Raw genomic sequence first — 18,869 nt, forward strand, 5'->3', positions numbered from 1 at the left:
CGCCAGCGCATGGTGCTGCGCGTCGAGCAGGGCAAGGGACAGAAAGACCGCTACGTCATGCTGTCGGCCAGGTTGCTGGAGGTGCTGACGAACTATTGGTGCGCCGTGCGACCCACCGGAGCATGGATGTTTCCCGGCGCCGTTGCTGGAGAACCAATATCGACAAGCGCCGTAGATGCCACCTGCCGCAAGGCACATCGGGTGTCGAAACTCTCCAAGCCGGTGACGCCGCATTCCCTGCGGCACGCATTTGCGGTGCACCTGCTCGAAGCCGGAACAGCTCCTGCTCGGCCATCGCAGCCTGTCAACGACCGCTCAGTATCTGCGGATCGCTACCAACAAAGTCTGCGCGGCGACGAGCCCGCTTGAACTGCTGCCGCGTCCGATCCCCAACGCCTCCTCGCCGCCAGCGCCCGAACATTTCTGACGGCCAGCCTCATGGGCCGTTCAGGTCCGGAGGTCGCGGATATATTCCGTCGCTACGGTGCTGCCTGGCGAGAGCAGCACTGGGCCTCGCTATCGACCGAACAACGCGCAGCTATGACTGCCATCGAGCGCTGCCGAACGTCGGCGCTCGGACGCCATATCGAACAGTGCGACCGCTGTGGCGAACGACGGATCGCGTACAACAGCTGCCGTTCCCGCAGCTGCCCTAAGTGCCAGTGGCTCGCCCGAGCGGAATGGATCGAGGCTCGGCGGGAAGAGCTACTCGATACGCAGTATTTCCATGTCGTCTTCACCGTTCCCGACGAGATCGCCGTGATTGCCTTCCAGAATGCCGGCACGGTCTACAAGATCCTGTTCCACGCAGCCGCCGAGACGTTGCGCACCATCGCTGCCGATCGGCGACATCTCGGCGCGGAGATCGGGTTTTTCGCGGTGCTTCACACCTGGGGTCAGAATCTCAGCCATCATCCCCATCTGCACTGCGTCGTGCCCGGCGGCGGGCTGTCGCCTGACGGGAGCCGCTGGATCGCGTGCCGTCCCGGCTTCTTCCTGCCAGTCGCCGTGCTCTCCGACTATTCCGGCGGCTGTTTCTCGAAGGCTTGCAAAAGGCATTCGATGGCGCGAGTTGCGATTCTTTTCGTCATTGGAACGGCTGCACGATCCCGTCGCATTCCGGCGCTATCTGGATCCCGCCCGCCAGGTCAACTGGGTGGTCTATGCCAAGCCACCATTCGCGGGCGCTGAACGGTGTTCTGGAATATGTCGGACGCTACACACACCGGGTGGCAATCGCCAACAACCGGATCGTCGATATCGAGGATGGCAAGGTACGCTTTCAGTGGAAGGACTATCGCAACGAGAACCGGCAAAAGCTAATGACGCTCGAGGCCGGGGAGTTCATCCGGCGTTTCCTGGTCCATGTCTTGCCCGAAGGATTTCAGCGCATCCGCTATTACGGTTTCATGGGCAACCGCTACCGCAAGCAAAAGCTCGCCCGCTGCCGCGAACTGCTCGGAATGCGGCAGTCCGATACGCCCGTAAAACCGAAGGAAGGACCCGATTATCGCGACAAGGTCGAGGAGCTGACCGGAGTTTCCCTGCGGGAATGTCCCTTTTGCCGTCAAGGGCAGATGGTGTGCATCGAGGTGCTCGCGCCCGTTGCGTTACAAGGCCCACCTTTTCTGGACACTTCATGACGGTCGGGATTTGCCAATCATTGATCATCGTTCTTTCTATCTGCCAAGGTAGACAGCAGGAATCCTATTGTCGCGCTTCCGACATCAAGCCCTCCAAGCGCAGGCGTCGCCGGTCTTTCCGACCGGGAGAACATATCTCGATTAGAATGTTTCGCCATCAAGACCGCACCCAGCATGTTCCCGAAGCTCAGCGACGGCCCTGTGCGCTGGGATGCAGCATCCAATTTCCATAGCGGCACCGGCGCGCTAGGCGGCTTCGTCCAACACGTTTTTAGATTACCGGCGCAATCACAGCGGCGCACTTTGAAGCTTCGGTACCGCGCCGCCAATCTAAAAACGCTCTTATGCCGCGCGCGGCATAAGGCGGTGACGATCAGGCTGTACATCGTCGCGGCACGGTCGGAGCGGCAGAACAGCCACGACTTCCGACCCAGGGCGATGCCGCATAGGGCTCGTTCGGCGTTGTTCGACAGGCAGATGCGGCCGTCGTCGAGGAAGCGGGTGAACGCACTCCAGCGCTTGAGCATATAGTCCATCGCCTTGGCGACATCGTTGCGCCGCGAGAGCCTGGCGCGTTGATCACGCATTCAGGTTTCCAAACCGGCGAACCAGGGGCGCGCTGAGCTCCTGGCGGCCGGTCCGGCGCTGTTCGGGCGTATCGCCGTTAATGCCTCGCTCGATCTCGAACAAGGCGTCGATCCGGCGGACTGCTTCCAGAGCCAGAGGCGACATCACCGCGGGCTTTTTGCCCTGCATTTTGCGGCGCGCATTCTCCGCCAGATCAGCCATCACGAAGAACAGCCGTCTGGCATGGACCCAGCATGCGGCTTCCAGGATCGGACCCGCGTTGCGGCCCGGGTTGCAGAGCTTGCCATAGCCGCCATAGCCGCCATAGGCGTGGGCCTGGAAGATGCTGCTGTAGCCGGCCAGACGGGCCTGGGGATGCTCGCCGGCACGATCGCGTGAGTAATAAAGCACTGTCCCCGGTTCGGCCTGCCCGCCAAAACGCTTATCGTCGCGCACATAGACCCAGATTCGGCCGGTTGAGCTCTTGCCTTTGGTCAGGACCGGCACGCGCAAGGATCACCCCGTATCGAGATGGCGCTCAAACTTGCTCGCTTCCCGTTCGTTCGCGATCTGTCGGGGCTTCGACTTCTCGGCCCAGCCCTCGCTGGATCCCAAGCAGATACGCGAGCTTGCGAGCGCCCGCTGGATCGCTAATGGCGAGAACGTGTTACTGCTTGGGACGCCCGAGTCAGATTCATACTGCCCATCTCGCTACCCCCTTAGAGTTGAAGCTCTTTTTGACCCGGATCGCCAGACGATGGCCGCCGGAACCGGCGCGCATGCGCCGCGCGCTTGACTTCGGGATGTTCCAGATCAACCGCTTTGATCATCCACGGTGCGCCTTTGCACAGCTGCTGCGCAGGCAAGCTCTGTTCTTCGATCAGACGGCGAACCGTCGAAGGACTGACTTTCAACGCAGTTGCAGCTTCGTCCAAAGTGACATCTCCACGCTCGGCGCGCTCGCCCTCTCGGTAGGCCGCGATGGCGTGTTGGTTGCGCAGGCTGCGAACGCGGACACGGGTCCAACTGTTGCCCCGCCCCGTCGACTTACTGGCGCGGTTGAGAACCGCGGCGATGGTGCTGTCGGGCATCTGACGCGCGAGGACACGAACGAGATCGACCACATCTGCCGCGGTGCTCCAGCGGTGCTCGCCGGTGCGGTTCTTCCTCACCTGCAATGCCGTGTGATCGCCGCCATGCCAGTGGACAATCAAGTCCAGCACCTCGTCGCGGATGCACACAACAATCTCATGGATCAAGCTTCGGATGATCCTCTTGCGCGTCGCAGCTGTTGCACCCGGACTTTCCCAAGCTGAGATCGGCACCAAGCGCAAGTAATCGATCGCGATCGATGTCGCTCAACGTCATCTCCGGTGTAGCCAGCAACGTCTCGCGCTCGCCCTCAAGCTCGCGGACACGCCCGCGCGCTTCCATGGCTGCCAGCGCCGCCTGTACACCCAGCGGCTGCAGCCGCGCGATGACCTCCGCTGATGGCGCGATCCGCGCGCGTATCGCCGACGAGCGCAGTACTGTCGGGCGCTATCCATTGCCGCGGTAGCCAGATCAACCATGGTGGAGATCCGTGCATCTCATTCGGCGGTCTGCGGCTCCCGCCGCCGCTTCCTTCCATATCAAAGCTGAACCGCGGCTTCCGGTGGATCGTCTACTGGAGGCGCGTCTTCTTGTCGACGCGCTCTTAGCCTCCTCTTCCAGGGAATCGTCCCATTCGCGAGGAGGCGGTCATGGCGGACGCATCACGTCGTCAGGGGGATCTGTTCGAGAGCCCTCCGACATACAGCAGCATTCCAATCGAAGTCCATCAGCAAATGCTGGAGCTCTTAAAGGAGCTTCTGACCGCCCAAGTCGCTTGCAGGCGACAACGACGACTGACACTCCGCATCGCGGATGGAACGGGTAAAGGATCTCCACCTCAGATCCCAGACACCCGGCATTATGACGCTGGTCCGCCGGGCGTCGGCAAGACGTATTTGTCGATCGCACTCGGGCGAGAGGCGATCCTGGCCGGATATAGGATGCGTCCACCACAGCGACGACGCTGGTCGCTAAGCTCGTCAAGGCGTACGGCGAGCGACACTTGGACGAGAAACTGCTCGCGCTGGCGAAGCCAAAGCTGCTGATCATCGACGAACTCGGCTACCTGCCGACGCTGCGCACCTGTTCTTCCAGCTGGTCAGCCGGCGGTTGGCGCCATGCTGATCACGTCGAAGCGCAGCGTTGCCGAAGGGGCACCGTGGTCGCTACCGCGATCCTCGACTGACTCCTGCACCACAGCCACGTGCTGAGTATCCGCGTCGTCAGCTACCGCTCCGCGCCAAGCAGATGAGCAGCCTCATCAAGCCGCCGCCGATGACGGCCCTCCGGTCGGCTCCGCCTCCTCCGTCCCGTCACCGGCGGAGCCAACCTTCAACCGACATTATGAACGCGAACGTGGGGGCAGTTCACCCGCCCTCTGCTCTGGCATACCGATGTTCCAGGTCGCTATCTTACGGATGACTTCGATCCAGGCGCCCTCGCGCTCGCGATCGAACTCGAACCCGCCGCGATCGGTTCAGGTTGAGCACGTCTCCGTTTCGCCGATCTCAGGAGAATGCGTCGCCTTTGGCATTTTTTCTCAAATCGTATCTGGACAGTTTGAGGCCCACGCGCGATAGCCCAAGCTCGCTCGCAATCCGGCTGATATTGCCCTCATACTTCTCCAGATAGTTGATGATAACGGACTTCTCGAGATCTTCCACCTTGTCTTTCAGCGTGGCCGAGCCGTTAAGCTTGCCATGAGCAGGCATCGCGATCGGCCGCCTTCCGTTGCGGCGGCCGAGCAGCGGCGGCACACGCAGCTCGTACTCGTCGGCCAGCACCGCCATGCGCTGGATCTCGTTCTGAAGCTCGCGCACGTTGCCCGGCCAGTGATATCTGGCGAACTCCTCCAGCGCGGACGCGGCAAAGCGCAGGCTCGGCCGGTTGAAGGACGTCTTCACCCCGACAGCACGCCCTCGGCGATCAACGGGACGTCCATGGGCCGCTCGCGCAGTGCCGGCATGTGAACCGGAAACGCCGCCAGGCGGCAGGAGAGGTCGCGTCGGAACCGGCCGGCCTCGACCTCGGCTTCGAGATCGCGATTGGTCGCGGGCACCACGCGCACGTCGACCTTGCGCACCCGCTGCGCGCCGAGCGGACGGATCTCGCTCTCCTGCAGCACGCGCAACAGCTTGACCTGGAACGCCGGCGAGGTCTCGCCGATCTCATCGAGGAAGGTGGTGCCGCCGTCCGCCACCTCGAACAGGCCGATGCGGTCCTGATAGGCGGCGCCCTTGTTGCATCCGAACTTTCGCTTTCGAGCAGTTCATCCGGCAGCGCGCCGCAATTCTCGACCACGAACGCCTTGTTGGCGCGGGCCGAGCCATAATGAATGGCGCGGGCGAGCAGCTCCTTGCCGGTGCCGCCCCCCCGGTGATCAGCATGGAGATATCGTAGTCGGCGGCGCGTCTGCCGAGCTCGATCACGTCATGCATCGGACTATGGGGCGAATGCACGACACGGTTGAAGTCGTAAAGCTGCTTTGCGGCGCCGCGCTTGACCGACACGACCTTCTTGACGTGCCCGGGCGTCGCCTTGACGTCGACCCCCGCCGTTTCCGTTTCCTTCTGAAGCCGCTAGAGCTGAACTGCTTCCTTGACGATGTCGACCAACCGGTCCGGCTGCCATGGCTTCGTGATGTATTGATAGATGCCGGCCTCGTTGAGGCCAGCGATGATGTCTTCGCAGTCAGAATAGCCGGAGATGATCATCCGCACCGGATCCGGCCATATCTCGCGGACCCGCTTCAGGAAGCTGACGCCCGATTCGTGCGGCATCCGCTGGTCGCAGAGAATGGCGTGGACGATATCGCCTTCCAGGAGCTTCTCCGCATCGGCCGCATTGCCGGCGCACAATACCCCGAATCCTGGTCGAGGACGCGCCGCAGAGCCTCCTGCGAGCGAATCTCGTCGTCGACGACGAGAATGGTTCCTTGGACGTTTCCTGGCACGTTTCCTGGCATGCTCATGATCGCACCGCCATGCAGGTAGGTCGTGCGCACTCACGCCGCGACCGGTGATTAGCGATGGTCAGCGGCGTACGCGACTTCGGGACCTTGTGAATGAAATTGTAACGCGCCACGTGGTAGCTTGGATCGAAGCCGTAGAAGTTGAGCCGCATGCGGCGCAGCTCCTCGTTGCGGTACGCGTCGAGCGGTTTCTCGGCTTCGTCGGCGGCGCGGCGCCTTTGCTTGTCGACAAGGCGCGCGGCATAGTCGGGATCCGATGCAAGCGCGGCGGCGAGCTTCACGAGATCGTCCGTTGCCGCGCCCCTGGCCGTCAGCACGCGATCGACGATGCCGAGGCGTCCGGCCTCAGCCACGCCCATCGGCAGCCGGCATTGAGTGATCATGGCCGCATTCGCGGCACCCGCGCGCCGCGGCAGAAGATAGGTCCAGTATTCCGAACCGTAGAGATTGCCCATGTCCTTGTAATGCGGATTGAGCACGATCCGATCGCTGGCCCAGACCTCATCGGCGGCGAGGCTGAGGAACACGCCGCCTGCGCCGGCATTGCCGCGAACGACGGAAACCACCAGCCGATCGGTGGTCTCGATGATGGCCCGCGCGAGATCGTCGATCGCGTTGATGTTGCGCCAGGACTCATCCGCCGCGCTATCGGCGGCCTCGATCTCGGCAAGATGAATGCCGTTCGACCAATAATCACGGCCGCCGGTCAGCAGCAGCACCTTGGTTGCGCGCGCAAGCGCGGTTCGATAGGCGCTGAGCAGTGCCTTGCAGTCGTCGGAGCTCATGGCGCCGTTGTAGAAGTTGAATTGCAGCTCGCCAACCTCGCAATGCTCGCGATATTCGATCGGACCGTAGCCGCATCCTGGCCTGTGCGGCAGATGCGCGGCTTCCGACGCGAAGATCTTCGTCGCCGGAAGCTTCAAGCTCTTCGGCGCGACACTCCGGACGTGGCCGATCCAGACCGCGCCGTCGACGGTCGCCCAGGCCAGCGCACCGTCGCACTGCGCCACCACGGTGCCGGGTACGCCGGAGATGCCATGGGCCTCATGCGCATCGAACAGCCGGACGTCCTGCCAGAACAGACTGTCGGTCAGGCCGGGCATGCCGTCGGCGTTGTCGATCTTGCGAAGCACCTCGACGGTTGTGTCGTGCTGCCAGTCGATCGCGCGATCCGCTTGCCGGCAGGGCCCCCGCACGCGAATGCGCGGATCGTCGCTCGCCATTGGCGCGGGCGCCTCGTGCCCGGCCTCGATCGCGGCAATGGCCTCGAGCACCGCCTCCACCGCGTAGGAGGTGACCTCGTTGCGGTAGATGCTGGACTTCGCGGCACGCCGCATCGGGAACGTGCGATGGACCCAGATCGGACCGGCGTCGAACTCGCCATCCGCTGACACCCCACTCCGCGACGCCCTCGAGAATGGCCCAGTCGAGAGCCGCAGGACCGCGGTCACCGGGCGGGCCGGGGTGCACGACGAGGCAACGCACGCCACGCCAGACATCGTCCGGGATCGCCCGTTTCAAGAACGCCGCGATAACGAGGTCGGGCCGATACAGCGCAACACTTTCGCGGGTGGATATCGAGCTCGACCGAGACCTCATGGCTACGCTCGCAGAGTTCGACATGCAGCCGCTGCGTCAGGTTGTTGAAGGAATGCGACAAAAGCAGAATGCGCATCCTGAGCCTCAACAGATCCGGGGTAATTGTTCGCCCGACAGCCAGTCGACGATCCTTCCGCCGCCAAAGCTCGTCGCCATCTGCACGAAATGGTGGTCGTCTGCCACGGCCTCGCCGATCTCGGCGGCATCACGGCCGAGCGGATGCACCCGCATCGCCGCAAGCACGGCTGCTGCAACCTCGGGCGCCACGATCGCTGCCAGCTTGCCTTCGTTGGCGACGTAGAGCGGATCGAGCCCGAGCAGTTCGCAGGCCGCAGCAACACCGGGCTTCACCGGGATCGCCGCCTCCTGAAGTCGGAAGCCGAGGCCGGACTGTTGGGCGATCTCGTTCAGCGTTGCGGCGAGCCCACCGCGGGTGGGATCGCGCATCAAACGGATGCCCTTGCCGCCGGCCGCCAGCATGCTCGCCACGAAATCATGCAACGACGCGGAATCCGAGACGATCTCGGTCTCAAAAGCGAGGTTCTGGCGTTTGGACATGATGGCGACGCCATGGTCCCCGAGCGTTCCAGAGATCAGGACACGATCGCCGACGCGGGCATTCCCGGCAGAGAGGTCGAGCCCGGCAGGCACGACACCGACCCCGGCTGTCGAGATGAACAGGCCGTCGGCCTTGCCGCGCTCGACGACCTTCGTGTCACCGGTGATGATGTAGACGCCCGCGGCTCGCGCGGCCTCGCCCATGGAATCCGCAATCATCTTCAGGTCGGAGAAACGAAAACCTTCCTCGATGATGAAGCTCGCCGAGAGATAGAGGGGCCGCGCGCCAGCCATGGCGATGTCGTTGACCGTGCCATGCACGGCGAGCGAGCCGATATTGCCGCCCGGAAAGAACAGCGGCGAGACCACATAGCCGTCGGTCGTCATCACCATGCGCCCGGCGCCGACATCGAACGCAGACTGGTCGTTGCCGCACGCCAGCCATTCATTGCCGAAGGCCTCGTGGAACAGGCCCGAGATCAGTTGCGACATCGCGCGGCCACCGGATCCGTGGGACAGGTCGACGCAGCCGTTCCTTATGTCGAGCTTGCGCTGATAAGCTTTCATGACGCCCGCCGTTGCTGATGATCGCGGAAGCGGCCGTAAGTCCAGTGTGCCGCACATGCACCCTCGGACGAGACCATGCAGGACCCCATCGGCGTCTCCGGCGTGCACACCGTGCCGAACAGCTTGCAGTCAACCGGCTTCTTCACGCCGCGCAGGATGGCGCCGCATTCACAGGCCGGATTGTCGGCAACGCGAAGCTCGTTCATGTCGAAGCGGACCTCGGCGTCGTATTTGGCGTAGGCCCGCTTCAGCTTGAGCCCGCTATAAGGCACTAGGCCGAGACCGCGCCACTCGAACTGGTCGCGCAGCTCGAAGATGTCGGAGACCTCCTCCTTGGCGCGCAGATTGCCGTCACGGGTCGCTGCGCGGCTATACTGGTTCTCCACCTCATGTCGGTGCTCGTTGACCTGCCGCACCAGCATCAGGATCGCCTGCATCATGTCGAGCGGCTCGAAGCCCGCGATCACCACCGGCTTGCCGAATTCTTCGGCAATGAACTCGTAAGGCTCGGTGCCGATGATGGTCGAGACATGGGCCGGCCCGACGAAGCCGTCGATCTCGACGCGGCCGATATTGCGGATATCGGGGCTTTCCAGGATGTTCTGCATCGCCGGCGGCGTCAGCACATGATTGCAGAACACGCTGAAGTTCTTGAGCTGCTTCTTCTCGGCGAGCCGGATCATCACGGCGGTCGGCGGCGTCGTGGTCTCGAAGCCGATGGCGAAGAACACGACCGCGCGGCCGGGAATTTCTTCCGCAACACGGATTGCATCAATCGTGGAATAAACCATACGGACGTCGGCGCCGCGCGCCTTCGCCTTCAGCAGCGAGGCACCCTGCGAGCCCGGCACCCGCATCAGGTCGCCGTAGACGCAAAGGATCACGTCCGGCCGCTCGGCGAGCCGGATCGCCATGTCGATGCGTCCCGCTGGCAAGACGCAGACAGGGCAGCCGGGGCCGTGGATCATCCGCACGTTCTTCGGCAGCATGTCCTCCAGCCCGTAGCGGGAGATTGCATGCGTGTGGCCGCCGCAAAATTCCATGAAACGATAGGATTGTTCCGGATCGGCCTCCGAGCGAATCGCCTTCGCCAATCCCAGCGCGATCTCCTTGTCGCGAAACTCGTCGGCATATTTCATTGCGCGGCCTCCCGGCTTTCGGCGCCGATTTCACGCAACAGCTCCAGCGTCCGCTGCGCCTCCTCCGGATCGATCTTGGTCAGGGCGTAGCCCACATGGATGATCACGTAGTCGCCGACGGCGAGGTTTTCGATCAGCGCCACCGAGATCTCTTTGCTGACGCCATCGATCCAGACGACGGCCATGTCGTCGGGCAGGAGCTTTGTGACCTCAGCAGGTATCGCGAGACACATCAGGCGTTTCCTTCCGGGCCTTGCTGTTCGAGGAGTTGGAGCGCGGCGACCCAGGCCTGCCCGAGGCTGAGGCCGCCGTCATTGGACGGCACCTGGCGAGGCAGCAACGGCGAGAGCCCGCTGGCGATGCAGCCGCGCCCGATCTCGTCTGCGAGGATCGCGTTGAGGAAGCAGCCACCGCTCAGGATGACGGTCGTGACGCTGGTCTCCAGTGCCGCGCGCGCGATCCAGTCGATGCAGGCGGCGGCGAAGGTGCCATGGAAGAGCTCGGCCCCATCGACCGGATCGACCGCAAGGCGCTCGAGCAAGGGGAAAAGAGACAGCACGCCATTCTCGATCGTCCAGCCGTCCTCCGCGAGGCGCGGTGTGCGGACACGCGCTTCCAGCTTCATTGCGGCTTCGCCCTCGTAACTCTGCACCGGACAGAGACCAAGCAGCCCCGCCGCCGCGTCAAACAGCCGGCCGGCGCTGGTCGTCGTCGCCACGCCGGGCTGGTCGAGCATAGCGCAGAGACGCGCAGCCTGCGGCTGCATCGCAAAGCGCTTCGCAATCGCGTCGCCGCGCCGCAAGGCGTGCAGCACGCTCGCGGCCATGCGCCACGGCTCGCGCGTCGCGCGATCGCCACCCGGCATCTTCATCGGCGCCAGATGTCCGAGCCGCCGGAAGCGTGCACCATCGCACGAGAGCAACTCGCCGCCCCAATTGCCACCGTCGCTGCCATAGCCGAAGCCGTCGAGCACCAGCGCCAACGCTGGCCCTGCGACGCCATGTTCCGCCATCACGGATGCCGCATGGGCATGGTGATGCTGGACCGCGATCAGCCGCCTCCCGCTGGCTTCGGCGAAACGGGTCGAGGCCATGTTCGGATGCAGGTCGTGGGCGATGACGACCGGCTCGATGTCCAGCGTCGAGAGCAGGTGATCCACCGTCTCCTCGAAAAAGCGAATGCCTTCCGCGGTGTCGAGATCGCCGATGTGCTGGGAGACGAAGGCTTCGTTGCCGCGGATGACGGTGACCGTCGACTTCAGCGCGCCGCCGACCGCAAGCACCGACGGGACGGACTTCGCGAGCCTAATCGGCTCGGGAATATAGCCGCGGGCGCGGCGGATGAACTGCGCCCGGCCCGCGACCACCGACACGACAGAGTCGTCCGCGCGGGTGACGATGTCGCGGTCATGCGTGACGATCAGGTCGGCGATGCCGGCAAGCCGCCGTTTGGCCTCGGCATTGACGATCACCAGCGGCTCGCCGCCAGGATTGGCGCTGGTTGCCACGATCGCCCAACTTGCGCCGTCTGCTCGCGGATGCGCCGAATTGAGCGCCTTCAGCACCAGATGATGCAGCGGCGCGACGGGCAGCATGACGCCGATCCGCGACAGCTCCGGCGCAATCGCGGGCGGGAGCATATCGCGGGATCTCATCAGCACGATGGGCCGCGGCGAGGATTCCAGCAGCGCGAGCCCGACCGCATCGATTTCAGCGATCTCGCCGACCACATCCGTCGAGCCGACCATCACGGCGAACGGCTTCTGATTGCGATGCTTCCGGTGCCGCAGACGCCACACGGCCGCATCTTCACGGGCATTGCACAGCAATTGATATCCGCCGAGCCCCTTGATCGCGACGATCCTTCCGTCGGCGATCGCAGTGGCGATCTGCTTGGTACCATGACTGATCCTTGGCCCACATCGCGGGCAGGCAATTGCTTCGGCGTGGAAGCGACGGCTCGCCGGATCGGCATAGTCTGCTGCGCAGGCCGTGCACATCGCGAAGCGCCTCATCGCGGTGGTACGGCGGTCATAGGGCAGCCGCTCGGCGATGGTGTAGCGCGGGCCGCAATGGGTGCAGTTGACGAAAGGATAGAGATGGAAGCGGCTCGCCGGATCAAACAGCTCGCTCAGACACTGCGGACAGGTCGCGGCATCGGCGGCGATCCGGGTCGAGACCTTGCCCTGCTCACTGGCGCGGATGTGGAACTCGTCGCTTTCGGTGATGCCGACCGGTTGCACGGAAATCTCATCTATCCGAGCCAGTGGCGGTTTTTCCAGCGGCAGCGCATCGACAAAATCGGCGGCGCGGTCGCCCTCGACCTCGATCACCACGCCATCGGGATCATTGGCAACGAAGCCGCCGAGCCGATAGCGCGCGGCGAGGCCGTAGACGTAGGGACGAAAGCCCACGCCCTGCACGGCGCCGCGCACATGCAGGCGCAGCCGTCTTCGGTCTCGCGCCATGGCCTCGCCGCTCATGCTCATCCCGACACGGCCATCTCGGTCGGCTTCATCTGTGCAACCCGCTTGCGAATCCAGGCATAGAATGCCGCAAAACCCTCACCGGTGCACGCCGACACCGTCAAAACCTCAATCTTCGGACTGACCCGGCGCGCATATTCGATCGTCCTTGCAAGATCGAAGTCGAGTACGGGCGCAAGATCGATCTTGTTGATCAGCATCAGAGAGGAGGCTGCGAACATGTCCGGATATTTCAGCGGCTTGTCCTCGCCTTCCGTGGTCGAGAACACCACGATCTTGCAGGCCTCGCCGAGATCGAACGCCGCCGGACAGACGAGATTACCGACGTTCTCGATGAAGAGGATGCCGCCGTTAAGCCAGGGCAAGCGGTCATAGGCTTCGCCGACCATGGCGGCATCGAGATGGCAGCCCTTGCCGGTATTGACCTGGATCGCCGGCACGCCGGTCGAGCGGATCCGTTCGGCATCGTTGGAGGTCTGTTGATCGCCTTCGATCACGCCAATCGGAAAGCTGTCCTTCAGCTCGGACACGGCGCGAACCAGAAGCGAGGTTTTTCCGGCGCCGGGGCTCGAGACCAGGTTGAAGACGAGCACGTCGTCGGTGCGGAAGCGCGCGCGGTTGTCGGCGGCAAGCCGATTGTTCTTGCCGAGAATGTCGCGCTCGACCTGGATGATGCGGTCGCTGCTCATGCCGGCGATCTGCTGGCCTGCCGGGTTGGCGCTGCAATCGACCAGCCCGCCATCGCCGGGCGCGTGATCATGATGATGGTGATGGTCGTGGCTGTGCCCATGATGATGCGAATGATCGTGCCCATGGGAATGATCATGGGAATGATCATGGGTGTGTTCGATGGACGCTTTGGCATCGCTGCAACCGCATACCGTGCACATCAGTCGACCTCCAGCTCTCTCACGCGCATCTCTTCGCCGCCGGTCACCTGCAATTGATAGCTGCCGCAGGACGGACACGGCTCATAGCGCTGCTTGATCTCGACGCCTTTGGAGCAGGCCATGCACCAGGCCGCTCCCGGCGTCTCGACGATCTCGAGCCTTGCTCCTTGCGCAATGGTGCGCGCGGCGACGGCCTCGAAGCAGAACTTCATCGCCTCAGGCGCAACATGGCTGAGCGCACCGATCTCCAGGCACACGACGTTCACCCTAGCGAAGGCGTGCTTGCGCGACTCCTCCTGGATAATCTCGATGATTCCCTCGCACAGCGCCATCTCATGCATGGCCGATCTCGCGGAAGCTGAGGCTGAAGCCGACGCACGGATCGAACGAGCCGACGAGCGTGCGGACCGCATCCAGCCCCTGCCGGCCCCCGGCGAGAACGGAGCCCTGGAGGCTGCGAACCAACGGCCCGCGGGCATGGAAATTCCACTCCGTCGGCGCCAAGAATTCGAAGCGGACGATGCGGTCTTCATCGTCGAGCTCGACGGCATGATAGAGCCGGCCCCGCGCGCATTCGACGGCACCCGCGCCTCTGCCGGTCCCCACCCGGTAGCTCTGGAGGACACCGTCCTCGACTGTCCCATCGTCCGCCTCGAGGAAGGCGCAGAGCCGCGCCACTTCCGCGATTCGCGCCTTCAGACGCTCGGCGGGCCCCGCGCCCGGCGGCAGGATCGGCTCACGCCCAACCCGCCGCGCCCAGACGCCGGTCTCCGGAATCCGGCCATGGAGATCAGGCGCATCGGAGAATATCGCGCCATCGGCAAGCAGCCGCATGACGATTTCGAGATCGTCGGCTGCCGACAGGAATGACTGTTCGACCACCGGCGGCAGCAAGGCATCGCCATCGAAATTCGCAAGATGTACCGCCAGCGCGCTGCCGGCCCCGGGGGTTTGCTCCTCGCTCGCGATCCCGAGCGCGGCGAGCGATGCCCTGATCTTCGCCACCGCCTCGCGGCGCGAGACCGCCTCCCCGCGCTCGGCGATGCTGCCACCCAGAACGGCCGTGGCCTCCATCATGGCACGAACGGCTGCGGCGCCGGCGCCGTCAAGCGTGAGACGGCCAACGAACAGGCCGCGTAACAATTCGGTCAGGCGTTCGGCGACGACAGCGACGACGCGACCGTGCTCGATCTCGAGACTGGCATCCTCGCCCCGCGCCGCCTCGACCGCGGACAGGAAAGCTACCTGATGCGCCATCGAGCACAGGGAGAACAGACGCGGCAGCACCGACGGCAGTGACGAGGCCGGCTTTCCCGCGAACAAGCGCGTCAACGGCGGCCGGCTGCGCGGCCGGATCGCGACGTCGGCGATCGTGCCGCCGGCGAGCCACACCGTGATGTCGATCTCGTTGCGGAAGGCCAAGCTCATCCGCACCGCTCCGTCAGAACACCGCGCAGGAAGTTACGCCGATCGATCGGGCTTGTTGCGGGCTCGCGACGACGGACCGCCTCCTCGCTGTCGGCCGGCAGCATCAGCTCGGCGAGGGTCGCTTCGGCCGTCGCCCGCGCGGCGACCATGTCCGCGAACTGGAACATCGGCGAGAACAGCGAGCAGCTCGCGATCAGGCCCATTTGTCCGACCTCGCTGAGAGTGAATTCGATATCGCCCGCAGGGAAGCGGATTCGCAGGCTCGGGCCCGACGTATCCCGCGCGATCGCGCTCGCCGGCATCACCACGTTCATGAACCAGGGCGTGACCATGATGCCGATGGTCGTGCCGTTGAACCAGCGGAAACCGACCGCTTCGACGCCGAGCGCGTCGTTGTAGATCGGCAGATCGCGCATCGCGCGCTCGCCGATCTCCCGATGGCTTCCTGCCAAGAGCTCGCCCCATGCTTCGGCGTCGGCGTCGCTGGCAGGAATTTGCGCATCAGCTGTCATGACTCGATCGCCATGAACTTGGATTTTGGAGAGTCGCAGTTCGGGCAGCGCCAGTCTTCCGGCAACGCCGCGAACGGAGTGCCGGGCGCGATCTGTGCCACCCCGTCGCCATCGGTGGGATCATAGATCGTCCAGCAGATGCCGCATTCCAGCCGCGTGACATCGGCGACGTCCTGGCGCACGCCAAAATTCTCGAACCCGCTCATTTGAAATAGGCCTCGATGATCTCCTGAAGCCGCTCAGCCGAGTCCTCGAAGTCCTCGTCAGCCGCAATCGCCACCGTCGGCACGCCGCCGATCTCCAGCGTATCGAGGATGATGGTGTCCATAGCGTTGAAGAACTGCACCGACCAGACATTGCGGATGCCCGTGGAGAGCACCCGGCAGGTACCATAGCCGCGAGAAACCAGTTGGATCGGCCCGTTCTTGATCGTGTCCTGGAGAAAACTCATGTCGACCGGGCTCATCGGCAGCAGCGTGAAATTGATGATCTGCGAGCGGATGCCCGGCCGCCATGCGAGCGCCCGCTCGCGGATTTCCGCAAGCACCGGCAGCACGTTCATGGCACCTTCGGGGGCCTGCCCGATCTCGAAATCCGCAGCCGTGAGATCGGCAGCGGCGCGCTTCACGATCTCCGGGATCGGCCCGACCTCAAGATATTCGTGATTGGCGTCGCTCTCGAGCCGCACGCGCCAGATCCCGGCCAGCACAGATTCCTGGATCTGCGCCAACGATCCATCGGGCAGCGCAACGACGGCGGCCACTTCGCCCTCGCCCATCACGTCGACAATCAGCTTGCGCTCGAGATCGTTGAGATTGCCAAGCCGGAACAGTTGCGTCGGCATGCCGGCCTTCTGGCTCGCGATCGCTGCGGCCACCTTCGACAACAGCTCGATGGCGTTCGGGCAGATCCTGGCGAGTTCCGCGCTGTCGAGCGTGGCAAGCTTGGCCAAGGCACCGGCCGCGGTCAGGCTGCCGCTCGTCGCGTTCAGGCTCTCATCGCCGATCGGAAACACTTTGATCGGCTGCTCCGCGCCCTCGGGCGCAGTCCAGAAACCCGCTTTCATAGTTCGACACCTTGGCGGTGCTGGGGAACGATGGTTGTCATGACAACGGCGCTCGTGCCGCGCGGACGGTCGATCAGCTTGGTGATGCGGTCGACATAGATCGACCAGTCCTGGATCTTCGCGATCAGCCCGAGTGTCTCGCCCTTGGCGACGAAGATCAGCGTCGGCTGCACGCGCACGCCAAAACGCTGGCCGAGTTCGCTCTCGGCACCGCGGGCGATCACCGCGGCACGCAACCGACCCTTGAATGCCTCGATCAGCTCCGGCAGCACGACCGCGACGTCGATCGCCTCCGGAAAACGCGCGGGGTCTCCCGCCGACAGCAACACGGCGATGGCGTCGGCCTCGTCGGTCGTATTCAGAAAACGATCGACCGTCGCAGCATCCACCTCCAGCAAGCCACGCCGGGCCAGATCCTGCCTTCCCTGCTGGAATTTCATCAGACCTCCCCTGACAAGCTTATGAGTCTGCTGGGAATAGGGATCAGCAAGGTACGTGCCAAGGACGGTTATCACCTTTCCTGATTTATCCAGTTGATTTGAATCATATATTTCCACGACAGGAGATGCATCAATCCCAAGACGGAAAGCTAATTTCCATATCGGATGAAAATGAACTTAGCAGATAGAAATTTATCCTCCAGCGAGGACGCGGGCTCTCGCGGAGCGGGCTGCCGCCCTAATCAAGCCGGAGATGCTCGGGCAGTTGCGGCTCGCGGTCAATGAGGTCGGCGAAGAAGCGATCGCAATCCTCGCCATTGATCGCTGCGCCCAGACCGTCGATCGCGGCGCCGATCAGGCGCGCCTCGGCCTCATGCAGAAGCCGAACCGCGGTGTCGATAAAGACCAGCACCCTGGCACCGGCCGGCGGGTTCGAGAGCAGCAGCATCGAAACGCGCCGCTGCTCGCCTCGGAACTCGCACAGCGCCGATATCCCGTCAGTCTCAACGATCGTCATCGGCAAGCCGAGGCACATGGCGGATCTCCGACGGTGCAGCCGGTCAGGCCGGCCGCCCCCTCACCTCGTAATGCTGTTGATCGATGTCGTTGGCGAGCAGCCGCTCCGATTCTGTCAACGGCGCGGTGCGCGGCATCACCTCGGCGCCCCATTCGGCCAGGATCTCGCAACCAAGCTCGAGCGCCGGCGCGATCTGATCGCGCACCGGCTTCGTCAGCGGCCCACCCCAATCCTCGAGGTCGAGCGGCTGGCAGCCGATCAATACGAGATGTCGCGGACAACGGCCAAGCAGGTCGGCCGCGCTGATGACCTCCTGGAAGCCGGTCTGGTGCAAGCTCATCTTCTTGGCGCCGGTGAAACGTGGCACCTCGTCGTCGCGAACGAGCTTCAACTGCCCGGGCTCGAGCCCATAGTCGATCGCGTCGAACACGATCAAACGATCCGCATCCTCCAGGTAGTTCACGAGGTAGAGCCCCTGCGTGCCGCCGTCGAGAATGGTGACGTTGTCGGGCACGGCGTAGCGGCGGTGGAATTCCTCCACCGCGCGCACGCCAAAGCCTTCGTCGGCCCACAGGATGTTGCCGATGCCGAGCACCAGGATGCGGTTTGCTTGCGAAGATGTCGGCATCGGTATCATTCCAGTTTCTCAGTCGCGGAATGCCGCTCGCCGGAGATCATCGAGGAGATGATGCTCTGGCGCGACATGATGTCCTCACGGACCGCGGCGTAGATGTGCACCATCACGAACGCGACCAGCGCCCACATGCCGAGATGATGCCAGGTGTGAACGTCCTGGCTGTTCGGCCAGATCGCGAACACCCAGCCGAACAGCTTGTGCTGCCAACTGTCGATGTCCGCACCTTCCGAATAGAGCGCAAAGCCGGTAACAATCATGAACGCCACGAACAGCGTGAAGCCCGTGAACATCGCGGTCCGCGCCAGCGGGTTGTGGCCGACATACATCTTCGGCTCGTGCTCCAGGAACGCATACCAGCGGATTTCATGCAGCACTTCCTTCCAGAAGTGCTTGCGATGCACCGGCAGATAGAAAATCTGCCGGGAATGGTGATTTCCGACGAAGGCCCACAGAATGCGGGCAAGGAAGAACACCGCCAGCACCTGCCCCGCCGCGAAATGGGCAAAGCGGATATAGCCCATCACGAAGTTCGCCGAGGCCTCGCCCTCGACCGACGGCAATGGCGTTCCGATCAGATAACCGGTCACCATCAGCACGATGATCGAGAACGCGTTCACCCAATGGCAGATCCGCACCGGCGCTTCGTAGACATAGACGGCGGGACGGCCGACCCCGTGTTCGCCGGCCGCATCGGCCGCTATCGCGGAGAGGTCCGGCTCGGCTTCCGCCGGACGTGCAGCTACATCCATCATGGCGTT

The 18,869-nt window shown here is 63.7% G+C and carries 20 protein-coding genes and 5 pseudogenes; 6 read left to right on the forward strand and 19 right to left on the reverse strand.

What is annotated here, in order from left to right; all coding sequences use genetic code 11:
* Both IVB22_RS27385 and IVB22_RS42050 read left to right on the forward strand, forming a co-directional pair.
* Positions 1–427, forward strand: a pseudogene (locus tag IVB22_RS27385) (tyrosine-type recombinase/integrase); the annotation flags it as partial.
* An 11-nt stretch (positions 428–438) separates the two neighbouring features.
* A pseudogene (locus tag IVB22_RS42050) lies at positions 439–684 on the forward strand (transposase zinc-binding domain-containing protein); the annotation flags it as partial.
* 21 nt (positions 685–705) lie between these two features.
* Here the strand turns inward: IVB22_RS42050 and IVB22_RS42055 are convergent.
* On the reverse strand, positions 706–912 hold the full coding sequence (locus IVB22_RS42055) for a hypothetical protein (RefSeq protein WP_374207718.1): 207 nt from the start codon (positions 910–912) through the stop codon (positions 706–708).
* Between the two features lie 15 nt (positions 913–927).
* Between IVB22_RS42055 and IVB22_RS42060 the strand changes: the two are divergent.
* Positions 928–1,643: pseudogene (locus IVB22_RS42060) on the forward strand (transposase); the annotation flags it as partial.
* 362 nt (positions 1,644–2,005) lie between these two features.
* Here the strand turns inward: IVB22_RS42060 and IVB22_RS27395 are convergent.
* Positions 2,006–2,717, reverse strand: a pseudogene (locus IVB22_RS27395) (IS66 family transposase); the annotation flags it as partial.
* 37 nt (positions 2,718–2,754) lie between these two features.
* Here IVB22_RS27395 and IVB22_RS42065 point away from each other — a divergent pair.
* Complete coding sequence (locus IVB22_RS42065) at positions 2,755–3,006, forward strand: ATP-binding protein (RefSeq protein ID WP_374207686.1); 252 nt, start codon at positions 2,755–2,757, stop codon at positions 3,004–3,006.
* Here the strand turns inward: IVB22_RS42065 and IVB22_RS27405 are convergent.
* Entirely contained in the window at positions 2,930–3,469 is a 540-nt protein-coding gene (locus IVB22_RS27405; RefSeq protein WP_247520341.1) for a helix-turn-helix domain-containing protein, read from the reverse strand. The genes IVB22_RS42065 and IVB22_RS27405 overlap by 77 nt on opposite strands.
* A gap of 567 nt (positions 3,470–4,036) precedes the next feature.
* Here IVB22_RS27405 and IVB22_RS41690 point away from each other — a divergent pair.
* Both IVB22_RS41690 and IVB22_RS41695 read left to right on the forward strand, forming a co-directional pair.
* Entirely contained in the window at positions 4,037–4,348 is a 312-nt protein-coding gene (locus tag IVB22_RS41690) for an ATP-binding protein (protein WP_308200473.1), read from the forward strand.
* A complete protein-coding gene (locus IVB22_RS41695; protein WP_308200466.1) occupies positions 4,306–4,488 on the forward strand; it encodes a hypothetical protein in 183 nt (60 codons plus the stop codon). Before IVB22_RS41690 ends, IVB22_RS41695 begins: the two co-directional genes overlap by 43 nt.
* Before the next feature lie 322 nt (positions 4,489–4,810).
* Here IVB22_RS41695 and IVB22_RS27415 read toward each other — a convergent pair.
* The 16 genes and pseudogenes from IVB22_RS27415 to cybH all read right to left on the reverse strand — a co-directional run bounded on the left by IVB22_RS27415 (position 4,811) and on the right by cybH (position 18,863).
* Positions 4,811–6,267: pseudogene (locus tag IVB22_RS27415) on the reverse strand (sigma-54-dependent transcriptional regulator).
* Positions 6,268–6,269: 2 nt separating this feature from the next.
* A complete protein-coding gene (locus IVB22_RS27420) occupies positions 6,270–7,667 on the reverse strand; it encodes an enoyl-CoA hydratase-related protein (RefSeq protein WP_247520342.1) in 1,398 nt (465 codons plus the stop codon).
* Between the two features lie 289 nt (positions 7,668–7,956).
* Positions 7,957–8,997, reverse strand: coding sequence for a hydrogenase expression/formation protein HypE (gene hypE, locus IVB22_RS27425; RefSeq protein WP_247520343.1), 1,041 nt, complete (start codon positions 8,995–8,997; stop codon positions 7,957–7,959).
* Positions 8,994–10,136 (reverse strand): hydrogenase formation protein HypD, encoded by a 1,143-nt coding sequence (gene hypD, locus IVB22_RS27430; protein WP_247511879.1) that lies wholly within the window; start codon positions 10,134–10,136, stop codon positions 8,994–8,996. Before hypD ends, hypE begins: the two co-directional genes overlap by 4 nt.
* Complete coding sequence (locus IVB22_RS27435) at positions 10,133–10,369, reverse strand: HypC/HybG/HupF family hydrogenase formation chaperone (RefSeq protein WP_247520344.1); 237 nt, start codon at positions 10,367–10,369, stop codon at positions 10,133–10,135. Before IVB22_RS27435 ends, hypD begins: the two co-directional genes overlap by 4 nt.
* Positions 10,369–12,624, reverse strand: a complete 2,256-nt coding sequence (gene hypF / locus IVB22_RS27440) for a carbamoyltransferase HypF (protein ID WP_247511877.1) — start codon at positions 12,622–12,624, stop codon at positions 10,369–10,371. Before hypF ends, IVB22_RS27435 begins: the two co-directional genes overlap by 1 nt.
* Complete coding sequence (gene hypB / locus IVB22_RS27445) at positions 12,621–13,511, reverse strand: hydrogenase nickel incorporation protein HypB (RefSeq protein WP_247511876.1); 891 nt, start codon at positions 13,509–13,511, stop codon at positions 12,621–12,623. The genes hypF and hypB overlap by 4 nt, the downstream gene beginning before the upstream one ends.
* Positions 13,511–13,852, reverse strand: a complete 342-nt coding sequence (gene hypA / locus IVB22_RS27450) for a hydrogenase maturation nickel metallochaperone HypA (protein WP_247511875.1) — start codon at positions 13,850–13,852, stop codon at positions 13,511–13,513. The genes hypB and hypA overlap by 1 nt, the downstream gene beginning before the upstream one ends.
* Positions 13,845–14,939, reverse strand: coding sequence for a nickel-dependent hydrogenase large subunit (locus IVB22_RS27455; RefSeq protein WP_247520345.1), 1,095 nt, complete (start codon positions 14,937–14,939; stop codon positions 13,845–13,847). The genes hypA and IVB22_RS27455 overlap by 8 nt, the downstream gene beginning before the upstream one ends.
* Positions 14,936–15,451 carry a [NiFe]-hydrogenase assembly chaperone HybE gene (hybE, locus tag IVB22_RS27460; protein WP_247511873.1) on the reverse strand — a complete coding sequence of 172 codons (516 nt, stop codon included), beginning with the start codon at positions 15,449–15,451 and terminating at the stop codon, positions 14,936–14,938. Before hybE ends, IVB22_RS27455 begins: the two co-directional genes overlap by 4 nt.
* The gene (locus tag IVB22_RS27465) at positions 15,448–15,657 is read right to left on the reverse strand and encodes a rubredoxin (RefSeq protein ID WP_247520346.1); all 210 of its coding nucleotides are present in this window, start codon (positions 15,655–15,657) and stop codon (positions 15,448–15,450) included. Before IVB22_RS27465 ends, hybE begins: the two co-directional genes overlap by 4 nt.
* Positions 15,654–16,517: a hydrogenase expression/formation protein gene (locus IVB22_RS27470; RefSeq protein WP_247520347.1), complete on the reverse strand. Its 864-nt coding sequence runs from the start codon at positions 16,515–16,517 to the stop codon at positions 15,654–15,656. Before IVB22_RS27470 ends, IVB22_RS27465 begins: the two co-directional genes overlap by 4 nt.
* Positions 16,514–16,957: a hydrogenase accessory protein gene (locus IVB22_RS27475; protein ID WP_247520348.1), complete on the reverse strand. Its 444-nt coding sequence runs from the start codon at positions 16,955–16,957 to the stop codon at positions 16,514–16,516. The genes IVB22_RS27470 and IVB22_RS27475 overlap by 4 nt, the downstream gene beginning before the upstream one ends.
* 238 nt (positions 16,958–17,195) lie before the next feature.
* The gene (locus IVB22_RS27480; protein ID WP_247511870.1) at positions 17,196–17,492 is read right to left on the reverse strand and encodes a HypC/HybG/HupF family hydrogenase formation chaperone; all 297 of its coding nucleotides are present in this window, start codon (positions 17,490–17,492) and stop codon (positions 17,196–17,198) included.
* 25 nt (positions 17,493–17,517) lie between these two features.
* Complete coding sequence (locus IVB22_RS27485) at positions 17,518–18,102, reverse strand: HyaD/HybD family hydrogenase maturation endopeptidase (protein ID WP_247511869.1); 585 nt, start codon at positions 18,100–18,102, stop codon at positions 17,518–17,520.
* A gap of 5 nt (positions 18,103–18,107) precedes the next feature.
* Positions 18,108–18,863 carry a Ni/Fe-hydrogenase, b-type cytochrome subunit gene (cybH, locus tag IVB22_RS27490; protein WP_247520349.1) on the reverse strand — a complete coding sequence of 252 codons (756 nt, stop codon included), beginning with the start codon at positions 18,861–18,863 and terminating at the stop codon, positions 18,108–18,110.
* Positions 18,864–18,869 lie beyond the last annotated feature (6 nt).

It is taken from the genome of Bradyrhizobium sp. 190, assembly GCF_023073415.1.
In the GTDB taxonomy this organism is placed as follows: Bacteria; Pseudomonadota; Alphaproteobacteria; order Rhizobiales; family Xanthobacteraceae; genus Bradyrhizobium.